The following is a 9483-nucleotide window of genomic DNA, read 5'->3' as shown; positions in this document are numbered from 1 at the left end:
CTGATCGGTCAATCTTGACCCTTTCGCTCAAGCGCTCTAGGCCGCCGACATGGCGGACGCGCGGGATACACGCTTTATGCAGGTCGCGCTAGAACTAGCGCAAGCGGCGGCTGATATCGGCGAGGCGCCGATCGGTGCTGTTCTGGTGGATCCGGATTCCGATGAGATCATCGCACAGGACCATAATCGCCCGATCGGCCTGAACGATCCGACGGGGCATGCCGAGATCCTCGTCCTGCGCGAAGCGGCTGAAAAGATAGGCAATTACCGCCTGACCGGATTGGAGCTTTTCGTCACGCTGGAGCCCTGCACCATGTGCGCGGGCGCCATCAGTCATGCCCGTATTGGTCGACTGGTCTATGCAGCGCCTGACAAAAAGGGCGGGGCTGTCGATCACGGTGTGAAGTTCTTCGATCAACCGACCTGTCATTGGCGCCCCGATGTGGTCAGCGGTGTTCTGGCGGGTGACAGTGCCGAGCAGTTACGGAGTTTTTTCCGGGCCCGGCGGAAAAAATCGGTCCAGAAGCCTTAACTTTGAAAATTCACGGAATCGTCACGCACAGACGCTACGAAATTCGATATCGCACAAATTCTCTTGGGACTTTGCGAGGGCGCCCCGTCCATGATCCGTGTTTCTCTCCTTTTGCTTGCCGTGATTGCAGCGATTGGCGCGCCAGCCGCACAGGCCTCGACGGTCTGTCTCGAGGCGACTGTGATCCTGCGCGATGTCACCATTGAGGATGCCAGCGGTCGCTGGGAGCACCAGGACGTTTTGATCGAGGATGGTGTGATTACCGCTATGGGCGGTGGTCTGGAAGTCGACGGTGTCGACGTCGCCGAATGGGCGTTGGGCGGCCATATAATTCGTCCGGCAGTCAATGATGCGATCATCATCCGGGTTTCGGCACGGGCGAGCGCCGGGACGCCGTCCCGGCATTATCTGATGCCCGGGGAAGCCGCTGACTTCGACATCTTTCAAGCGGATGGTGAAGCCGTTGCCGCGCTCCGCAACGGGCAGCCGGCCGGCCAATGCTATAGCGGCTAAGCTGTCGAACGCGTTCTTGTTTTCCTTTTTGACGTCCACCAGGTGGTATAAGTTCAGCGTGTGGCAACGACTTGGGGTGAGCACTGCGGCATGATTGGGCAGGTCATACTACAATCCGGGTATGTCTTGCTTGAGCATGAGCACGTTTCGGACCTCGAACAGGTTCTGGATCGGGTGTCTGCGGCCAAGGCGGTTTTCGACGATGGTGCCCCTCATCGTCTCCTGGTTGATGCGCGCTATTATATTCCGGCCTGGAAGTCCGAAGACGCCCCCAAGATCGCCGCGGCCGTGCTGGACGCTTTCCCACCGAGCTTGCGCATCGCCGTGCTGATCAAGGAACAAAGCACGCTTTCTGCGGTGCGGCCGATCATGGAGCGTCTGGTCGCCAATGGTATCACGCTGGACCGGTTCCGGGTTTATGAGGATGCCCTGGCGTGGTTGCTCAGTCCGGAAACTGCGGGTTGAGCCGCGCTTTGAGACCTTCCCGGACGATCGGCCACTCATCACGCAATACCGAAAAGAAAACAGTGTCACGCCAATCGCCGCGCCAGGTCTTGGTATGCTGGCGCAAGACGCCTTCTTTCTTCGCACCCATTTTCAGCATGGCGTTCTGCGAGCGTTGATTCAGGCCATGGGTCTTGAGCTCGACGCGTCGGCCTCCGGCCAAGAAAGCGCGCTCCAGCAAAAGGAGTTTACAGGCGGGATTGATCTGGGTGCCGCGCGCTTTCGCGTCATACCAGGTCCAGCCGATTTCAAGCCGGGCATGCTCGGGAAAGATAGAGAGAAAAGCCGTATGCCCGACGACGGCCCCGTCAGTCTTGCGCACCACGGCATGGGATATTTGCTTGGCCTGGTTCTGACTGCTCAGCATGTGATCGAACCAGCTGTCGAAATATTCGCCATCGCCGCGGATCGTGCTCAGAGACCACAATTCAGGGTCCGAGGCGATCGGGCGTAAGGCCTCGCGGTGGTCTTCGCGGAGAGGCTCCAGACGCACAATTTCGTTTTCAAGTCGTACGGGTTCCAGCTGCATCAGCTCGTCCCTGTCAGCATTGTGATACCTCGCAGGATGTAGATCAGCCCGATCACGCTGACGATCCATTTCGTCCATTGCCGGAACTGGATATCGCTCATCAGATTGAGCACGCGCGTGCCCAGCGTCGTGCCGAGTATGGCAAGCGGCGCCGCAAGCAGAAGCCAATGCGCGGCAGGCAAAACACCGGCAGTGAGGGCCGGCAGGATGTAATAGCCGATCTTGACGCCATGCGAGACGACCTGGGTCGCAGCCTTGGTCGCCACGATCGCGCGGCGATCGGCGTCGGTCTCCGCGAAAAACACATCCAGCAGGGGGCCGGACACGCCGGCGACCACATTGAGGCCGGTCACGGTGAAGCCACACGCGATGGCATGGTGCGGACGGGCGGCATCTAGATGGAGCAGGTGTTTCGGTATCCAGACAAAGCCCGGAACCAGACCAAGGGCAATAAACAGCCAGGCCGCGTCGAGCTCAAAAGTGAGCCACAGCAATAAGCCTGCGGCAAGGGCGGAACCGGTCAGGTAGATCGCCAGAATGCGCCAGTTGATCCATTGGTGCAGGATGACCGCGCGCCAGCCATTGGAAACGCTCTGGATAGCCCCGTGCACAACCATCGCCGACGAGACGGGCAGGAGTAGCGCCAGCACGCCCATCAGAACCAAGCCGCCGGCCATGCCAAAAATGCCCGAGATCGTGGCGGTGATGAATGTAGCCAGCAAAAGGAGGAGCAAGGTGACGGGGCTCATGACAGCGGCTTACGCCGTGTCGGCAAGCCCAAGCAAGTCATCGCCTCGCGGTGTGACGGAGCTGGTCGCGGACTTCCATCAAGGCGAAGCCAAGCAGGTTTCGCCTTGATGAGCCCTGGGGTCGCCAGCGCCTTTATCGTCGGTGCCCAGCCCGATGCCCCAATCGCGCGATTATTTCACTTACGCGCCTGCATTCTTGGCGAAGCTCCACGCCCCTTGCGCCAGCGGCACTACCGCCTTGCCCAGCTCCATGGCCTTGGCATTGGAGGCATTGCCCTGCAAGGCCCGGGCATAGACGCCCTGAACGATCGAGGCGAGGCGGAAGATGTTGTATGCGAAATAGAAATCGAGCTCCGGGATGCCGTCCCGATTGGTCCGCGCGCAATAAGCCTCAACATAGGTCTGCATCGAGGGGATGGCGTGGGCGTCGAGGTCGATGCCGAGGAAGCCACCGCGCACTTCCGGCGGCATAACCCAACCCATCAGCTGGTAGGTGAAGTCGGCCAACGGATCACCAAGCGTTGAGAGCTCCCAGTCCAGCACCGCGATAACGCGAGGCTCGGTCGGGTGGAAGATCATGTTGTCGAGGCGATAATCGCCATGCACGACCGAGGTGCGCTCCTGCTCCGGTGCGGCCTGCGGAAGCCATTCGATCAATTTGTCCATCTCGCTGACGGCTTCGGTTTCCGCAGCCCGGTATTGCTTGGACCAGCGACCGATCTGGCGCTCAAAATAATTGCCGGGCTTGCCGTAATCACCCAGTCCAGCGGCTTCGAAATCGATTCCGTGCAGCTGGGCCAGGGTCGCATTGGAGGCGTCATAGATCGCGGCGCGCTCGTCTTTCTCGACCTCCGGGAGCAGGCCATTCCAGAAGATCCGGCCCTCGACGAAATCCATGACGTAGAATTCCGTGCCGATAATCTCACGGTCCATGCACAGACCGAACATATGCGGCGCCGGGAAGCCCTGCTCACCCAGGGCTTTCATGACCCGGTGTTCGCGATCAACGGCATGCGCTGAGGGGAGCAGCTTACCCGGCGGTTTGCGGCGCAGGACATAGCTCTTGGATGGCGTGTCGAGCTTGTATGTCGGGTTGGATTGTCCACCCTTGAACTGGCTGACGCTCAACGGGCCGGCAAAACCGTCCACATTCTCGGTCATCCAGGCCGCCAGCGCCCCTTCGTCAAAAGCCAGGGCCTCGGCTACGTCCTTGGTGCCGCTGAAGCTGTCGTCGATCTTGCTCATCAGTCTTTGTAAACCTCACCGCCCTGCATGACGAAATCGATGTCGCGCAGTTCTGAAATATCGTCCAGCGGATTGCCATCAACAGCAATGATGTCCGCGTACTTGCCGGGCTCCAGCGTGCCGATGTCGTCCTCCATCTGCAGATGGGTGGAGGCATTGATGGTGGCGGTCACAATGGCTTCCATCGGCGTCATGCCGGCTTCGACATAAAGCTCGAATTCGCGCGCATTGTCACCGTGGCGCGAGACGCCGCTATCGGTGCCGAAGGCAATGGTGACACCGCCCTCATGGGCGCGGCGAACCATGTCGAGCATTTGCGGGCCGACCGAGAGTGACTTGTCGCGCTGATTGGCGGTCATCACATTGGCGGCTTCCGGCGAGGCCGCGATTTCCGCAACGGTGACGCCGGCCAGGACGGTGGGAACCAGATAGGCATTGTTACGGCGCATGAGCCGGATCGAGCGGTCATCGAGATAGGTGCCGTGCTCGATGGAATCGCCACCGGCTTCCAGGAAGGCATTGATCCCTGTCACGCCGTGTGCATGCGCCGTGACGCGGCGGCCCATCATGTGGGCAGCCTCAACGATCGAGGCGAGCTCGTCATTGAAGAACTGGCGTTCCACGCCTGCGGCCGTATCGGACAACACGCCGCCGGTCGCGGTGATCTTGATGACGTCGGAACCGCCTCGGATCAGCGTCCGCACAGCCTCACGGCAATTGGCCGGTCCATCGCAGGCCGTCGGGCTTTCGAAGTCATGCATGACATCAAGCGCAAAACCATTGATGTCGCCATGACCACCGGTCGGCGTGACAGAGGTGCCGGAAATGCGCAGGCGCGGACCGGGCACGTCGCCGGATCGAATGGCGTCGCGCAGGGCGCGGATCGCTTCAAAATCACCGCCGACATCCTGCGCGGCGGTGAAACCGGCCATCAAGGTCCGCTCTGCATGAACGGCACCGTCAAAGGCCAGGTCGGCGCTGGACATGGTGAAATGATTGAAGCGGCGGCCCGGCCCGAGCTCGGTGAGCAGGTGAACATGGCTGTCGATGAAGCCGGGCATGACGAAGTCATCAGACAGATCGACAATTTCGGCTCCATCCGGCGTGACGAAGCCGGCTTCGATCCGGTCAATCCGCTCGCCGCGGATAATGATGGAGTGGTTTTCCAGGACCGCTTCACCCGGGACCGCCAGGAGCTGGCCGGCGTGAATGACAGTCAGGTCGTCGTGGTCATCAGCGACAGCCATACCGGCCGTCAGCGCGGCCAGGGCCGCGCCAAGCGCAAAGCGGATCATGGAAACCTCCCCGTTTCTTGTGCGCCTCAATGTGAAGGCCGCGCCGGGGATGTCAAACAGATCAGTGCGTTTTCAGCGCGCGCCAGCCAATGTCGCGGCGGCAAAACCCGTCCGGCCAGTCGATCAGGTCAATCGCGGCATAGGCTCGGTCGGCGGCATAGTGCAGGCTCTCACCGCTTGCCGTGACATTCAATACGCGCCCGCCATTGGCGGTCCGTTGTCCCTGGTCGTCCCGCGCCGTGCCGGCTTCGAACACGACCACGCCTTCCATGGCATTGGCTTCATCGACACCATTGATGGCCGTGCCCTTCTGATAGCTCCCTGGATAGCCGTTTGCAGCCATGACAACGGTTATTGCGGGCTCTTCCGACCAGGTCAGCGGCTCGAGCTTGGCCAGTCCGCCAGTCGCGCACGCGTTTAGATAGGGCAGAATATCGCTGGCCAGTCGTTTCATCACCACCTGGCACTCCGGGTCTCCGAAGCGGATGTTGAACTCCACGGTTTTCGGGCCGGTTTCGGTGACCATCAGTCCCGCAAACAAGACCCCCCGGAAAGGTGAGTTCTCGGCCGCGAGTCCTTTTGCAACCGGCTCGATGATCGTTTTCATGGCCGTTTCGATCAATTCCGGTGTCGCGACCGGTGCCGGAGAATAGGCGCCCATCCCGCCGGTGTTCAGGCCGGTATCGCCTTCGCCGACCCGTTTGTGGTCCTGGGCGGCGCCGCAGAACATCACGGTCTCACCATCACACAAGGCGAAGATGGAGACTTCTTCGCCGCTCATGAACTCCTCGATCACCAGGGTCTGCGAGGCTTCACCGAACTTGCCGGACAGGAAGGCATCGATCTCGGCTTCCGCTTCACCGCGGTCCTCGACAATGACGACGCCTTTGCCAGCGGCCAGCCCGTCAGCCTTGAGCACATAGGGTGGGCTCATCGAGTCCAGAAAGGCTTTCGCCTCGGATGCATCGGTGAAGGTTCCGTAGCCCGCGGTCGGGACATTGTGACGGGCGTAGAAATCCTTGGCGAAAGCCTTGGAGCCTTCCAGCCGCGCGGCTTTCTCCGATGGTCCGAAGACGGCGATACCCGCCGCGTTCAGGCGATCGGCAAGGCCATCACAGAGCGGGTTCTCCGGGCCGACAACAACCAGGTCGGCGCCCAGGTCGCGCGCCAGGCCAACCAGTCCATCGAGGTCAGCAACTGCAATATTGTGGCAGGTCGCAAGCGCGCCGATAGCGGGGCTTCCGGGGGCGGCGTGGAGTTCCGTCAAAGCCGGGCTCTGGGAGATTTTCCGGGCCAGGGCATGCTCGCGTCCACCGGAACCGATGACCAGAACTTTCATGGGTCAGCCTCATCTGTCGCTTTTCGCCCTGACTAACTCAAAGCGAGCCGCTTGCCGAGTCCGTCACGCCGTTGCGATCGAGCGCATTCCACCTTACCAAGATCGTGATGAACTCGCCCGCCGGAAACATCCACGAATTTACCGTCTCCGAACTCGCCGGATCGCTCAAACGCACCGTCGAGGACGCGTTCGGCCATGTCCGCGTCCGCGGTGAGCTGGGCCGCGTCGTAGTGGCCAAATCCGGGCATGTCTATTTTGATATCAAGGATGAGCGTTCGGTCATCGCTTCGATCGCCTGGAAAGGGACCGCGGCTCGCTTCCGCTTCCGTCCGGAAGAAGGGCTGGAAGTAATCATTGAAGGCCGGATGTCGACCTATCCGGGGCGCTCGCAATACCAGCTCATCGTCGAGACCATGGAGCCTGCCGGTGCCGGCGCGCTGATGGCTCTGCTCGAGGAGCGCAAGAAGAAGCTGGCGGGTGAGGGGCTTTTCGCACCGGAGCGAAAGCAACCTCTGCCCTTCCTGCCCAAGACGATTGGTGTCGTTACTTCGCCGACCGGGGCGGTCATCCGCGATATCCTGCACCGGCTGCGTGACCGTTTTCCGCGCCAGGTCCTGCTCTGGCCGGTTCTGGTGCAGGGTGATGGCGCTGCAGAACAGGTCGCCGCGGCCATTCGTGGCTTTAACGCGATGGACCCCGATGGCGATGTCCCGCGCCCGGACGTGCTGATCGTGGCCCGGGGCGGGGGCTCGATCGAGGACCTCTGGGGTTTCAATGAAGAGGTCGTGGTTCGTGCCGTTGCCGATAGCAATATCCCGCTGATTTCTGCGGTAGGCCATGAGACCGACACCACATTGATCGACTATGCCTCGGATCGACGTGCCCCCACGCCGACAGGTGCTGCGGAAATGGCGGTTCCGGTGCGCGCAGAGCTCAAGGCGCAGCTGGATACGCTGGGCGGGCGCCTGGTCGCGTCTCTGTCGCGCCTGATCGAACGCCGACGGACCGATTTGCGTTCCGCGGCACGGGCGCTTCCCAGGCCGACCGCCTTGCTGGAGCTCAAGCGGCAACGTTTTGACATGGCAGCGGATCGCCTTGATGGCGCGTTGCTCAACCACGCTGCGGAAAAACGGGCCCGTTTGCTCGTCCTTGCCGCCGGCTTGAAACCGGCTGCCCTGGGGCGCGACATCCAGCAGCGGCGACAACGTGCCCATGACCGCGGCGAACGTCTGCAACCGGCCATGCAGAGATTGCTGCGTGACCAGCGGCGAACGCTCGACAGCTGGTCGGCGCGGCTCAATTCACTCAGTCATCAATCCGTGCTCAGCCGCGGTTTTGTCCTGGTCTATGATCAGAGTGGTAAGCTGGTCCGAGATGGTCTGCACCTGAAGGCCGGAGCCAAGGTCGATCTCGAATTCGCAGACGCACGACGTCAGGCCGTGATTGATGGTTCGCCGTCGCAGGAAAACACCGAACCGGCCAGGGCCCAACCCGTCAAGAGGCCGCCAGCGAAGCCAAAGAAACCCAAACCGCGACCGGAAGGGCAAGGGACTTTGTTCTAGCAGTCTCACTCCCCGATCACTTGTCTGCGTGATAGATAGAAAACCATGACCCAGTCCAAATTTGATTCCGAGTTCGAAGGCGAAGCCATCCTTGAGTATGGCGATAGCGATTTCATCATCCTCAAACCCGGGGCTTTCGTGCGTTGTGCGGTGACCGGTGACAACATCCCACTGGCTGAGCTGCGCTACTGGAATGTGGACGAGCAGGAGGCCTATCGGGACAATCTGATTGCAACCCAGCGTTGGCGTGAGCTGAATTCGGGAGAAGGTGCATGATTGCAGCGCTTCTGGCGATTGCTCTTCAGGCTGGGGCCATGCCGGCCGAGGCTGATCCGATCGGTGAGTTTCTGGCGGATGCGCCCGGTGGCGCCTCGCTTGTGACGCAAGGCTGTTTCGGTGAATTCCAGGAAGGCGGCTTCCTGCTTTGTAACTACGGTCCGATGAGCCGCGTGACCCTCGGCGATGTGACCGGTGAGGCCGATGAGGACGGCTGGACCATGGTCGCGATCCCGCGCCGGGCCCCGGGAAGCCTGCCCTTTCGTGTCGAGCTGACCGGACCACAAGCACAAAATCCGACCATCGTCGATGAGGTGCGCGAGATCTCCCAGCGTGAGTATCGCTTGCAGCGTGTCGACGGTGTGCCCCAATCCACGGTGACGCCCGATCCGTCCACCCTGCCGCGCCGCCAGCGTGAGTACGCGCAGAAACAGGCGGCCTTCAATTCCACCTGGGATGGCCAGGGCTTTCTCGATGGATTCATCGCACCGGCCGACGGCCGGGTGACCGGTGTCTATGGGTCTGCACGCGTTTACAATAATGGCGATGAGCGTGGCGTGCATTGGGGGCTCGACTGGGCCAATGCGACCGGCACGCCTGTTGTCGCGCCCGCCAGTGGTCTTGTGACCCTTGCCGAGCCGGACATGTATTACGAGGGCGGGCTGATTTTCATCGATCACGGCCAGGGCCTTGTCAGCGCTTTCCTGCATCTCTCCGCTGTTCATGTCGAAGAGGGGCAGTTCGTCGAGCAAGGTCAGCTGATTGGCGATATTGGCGCTGGCGGCCGTTCAACCGGCCCGCACCTGGACTGGCGTGTGAAGCTGCGTAATCAGTTCTACTTTGACCCTCAGGTCCTGCTGGATCTCGACGTGACCGGGCTGCGTGGCGAGTAACGCTGCGCAGTCGCCGACATTCGTCAGCGCTGGTCGCCGTCTGCTT

At 61.3% G+C, this 9483-nt stretch carries 11 protein-coding genes; 6 read left to right on the top strand and 5 right to left on the bottom strand.

Features of this window, described 5'->3' with window-relative positions:
* Positions 1-49 precede the first annotated feature (49 nt).
* The 3 genes from tadA to Q1V51_RS12280 all read left to right on the top strand — a co-directional run bounded on the left by tadA (position 50) and on the right by Q1V51_RS12280 (position 1510).
* Positions 50-532: a tRNA adenosine(34) deaminase TadA gene (gene tadA, locus Q1V51_RS12290; RefSeq protein WP_300556772.1), complete on the top strand. Its 483-nt coding sequence runs from the start codon at positions 50-52 to the stop codon at positions 530-532.
* 90 nt (positions 533-622) lie between these two features.
* Positions 623-1045, top strand: a complete 423-nt coding sequence (locus tag Q1V51_RS12285; protein ID WP_300556770.1) for a hypothetical protein — start codon at positions 623-625, stop codon at positions 1043-1045.
* A gap of 90 nt (positions 1046-1135) precedes the next feature.
* A complete protein-coding gene (locus tag Q1V51_RS12280; protein ID WP_300556768.1) occupies positions 1136-1510 on the top strand; it encodes a hypothetical protein in 375 nt (124 codons plus the stop codon).
* Here Q1V51_RS12280 and Q1V51_RS12275 read toward each other — a convergent pair.
* The 5 genes from Q1V51_RS12275 to purD form a co-directional block, all read right to left on the bottom strand.
* The gene (locus tag Q1V51_RS12275) at positions 1488-2078 is read right to left on the bottom strand and encodes a GNAT family protein (protein ID WP_300556766.1); all 591 of its coding nucleotides are present in this window, start codon (positions 2076-2078) and stop codon (positions 1488-1490) included. The two genes, Q1V51_RS12280 and Q1V51_RS12275, sit on opposite strands and share 23 nt — an antisense overlap.
* Positions 2078-2827, bottom strand: coding sequence for a TSUP family transporter (locus Q1V51_RS12270; RefSeq protein WP_300556764.1), 750 nt, complete (start codon positions 2825-2827; stop codon positions 2078-2080). The genes Q1V51_RS12275 and Q1V51_RS12270 overlap by 1 nt, the downstream gene beginning before the upstream one ends.
* A 180-nt stretch (positions 2828-3007) precedes the next feature.
* Positions 3008-4072 carry a phosphotransferase gene (locus Q1V51_RS12265; RefSeq protein WP_300556762.1) on the bottom strand — a complete coding sequence of 355 codons (1065 nt, stop codon included), beginning with the start codon at positions 4070-4072 and terminating at the stop codon, positions 3008-3010.
* Positions 4072-5367, bottom strand: a complete 1296-nt coding sequence (locus Q1V51_RS12260; RefSeq protein ID WP_300556760.1) for an amidohydrolase family protein — start codon at positions 5365-5367, stop codon at positions 4072-4074. The genes Q1V51_RS12265 and Q1V51_RS12260 overlap by 1 nt, the downstream gene beginning before the upstream one ends.
* 61 nt (positions 5368-5428) lie before the next feature.
* Positions 5429-6706: a phosphoribosylamine--glycine ligase gene (purD, locus tag Q1V51_RS12255; RefSeq protein ID WP_300556759.1), complete on the bottom strand. Its 1278-nt coding sequence runs from the start codon at positions 6704-6706 to the stop codon at positions 5429-5431.
* Positions 6707-6813: 107 nt separating this feature from the next.
* On the opposite strand from purD, the gene xseA reads away from it, so the two are divergent.
* From xseA to Q1V51_RS12240, 3 genes are read left to right on the top strand one after another with little or no spacing between them, the layout of a single operon-like run.
* Complete coding sequence (xseA, locus tag Q1V51_RS12250) at positions 6814-8268, top strand: exodeoxyribonuclease VII large subunit (RefSeq protein WP_300556757.1); 1455 nt, start codon at positions 6814-6816, stop codon at positions 8266-8268.
* Between the two features lie 45 nt (positions 8269-8313).
* Complete coding sequence (locus tag Q1V51_RS12245; RefSeq protein WP_300556756.1) at positions 8314-8544, top strand: DUF2093 domain-containing protein; 231 nt, start codon at positions 8314-8316, stop codon at positions 8542-8544.
* Positions 8541-9437: a M23 family metallopeptidase gene (locus tag Q1V51_RS12240; RefSeq protein ID WP_300556754.1), complete on the top strand. Its 897-nt coding sequence runs from the start codon at positions 8541-8543 to the stop codon at positions 9435-9437. Before Q1V51_RS12245 ends, Q1V51_RS12240 begins: the two co-directional genes overlap by 4 nt.
* Positions 9438-9483: the final 46 nt, after the last annotated feature.

Source organism: Maricaulis sp. (assembly GCF_030149235.1).
Taxonomy (GTDB): Bacteria; Pseudomonadota; Alphaproteobacteria; order Caulobacterales; family Maricaulaceae; genus Maricaulis.
The sequence above is the reverse complement of the archived record's forward strand: the minus strand, read 5'-3'. Positions and strand labels throughout refer to the sequence as shown.

Bases quoted from the DNA above. Each gene is read 5' to 3' on its own strand.
- xseA (WP_300556757.1), top strand. From the start codon at position 6,814: ATGAACTCGCCCGCCGGAAACATCCACGAATTTACCGTCTCCGAACTC.
- Q1V51_RS12275 (WP_300556766.1), bottom strand. From the start codon at position 2,078: ATGCAGCTGGAACCCGTACGACTTGAAAACGAAATTGTGCGTCTGGAG.
- Q1V51_RS12245 (WP_300556756.1), top strand. From the start codon at position 8,314: ATGACCCAGTCCAAATTTGATTCCGAGTTCGAAGGCGAAGCCATCCTT.
- Q1V51_RS12260 (WP_300556760.1), bottom strand. From the start codon at position 5,367: ATGATCCGCTTTGCGCTTGGCGCGGCCCTGGCCGCGCTGACGGCCGGT.
- purD (WP_300556759.1), bottom strand. From the start codon at position 6,706: ATGAAAGTTCTGGTCATCGGTTCCGGTGGACGCGAGCATGCCCTGGCC.
- tadA (WP_300556772.1), top strand. From the start codon at position 50: ATGGCGGACGCGCGGGATACACGCTTTATGCAGGTCGCGCTAGAACTA.
- Q1V51_RS12280 (WP_300556768.1), top strand. From the start codon at position 1,136: ATGATTGGGCAGGTCATACTACAATCCGGGTATGTCTTGCTTGAGCAT.
- Q1V51_RS12265 (WP_300556762.1), bottom strand. From the start codon at position 4,072: ATGAGCAAGATCGACGACAGCTTCAGCGGCACCAAGGACGTAGCCGAG.
- Q1V51_RS12270 (WP_300556764.1), bottom strand. From the start codon at position 2,827: ATGAGCCCCGTCACCTTGCTCCTCCTTTTGCTGGCTACATTCATCACC.
- Q1V51_RS12285 (WP_300556770.1), top strand. From the start codon at position 623: ATGATCCGTGTTTCTCTCCTTTTGCTTGCCGTGATTGCAGCGATTGGC.
- Q1V51_RS12240 (WP_300556754.1), top strand. From the start codon at position 8,541: ATGATTGCAGCGCTTCTGGCGATTGCTCTTCAGGCTGGGGCCATGCCG.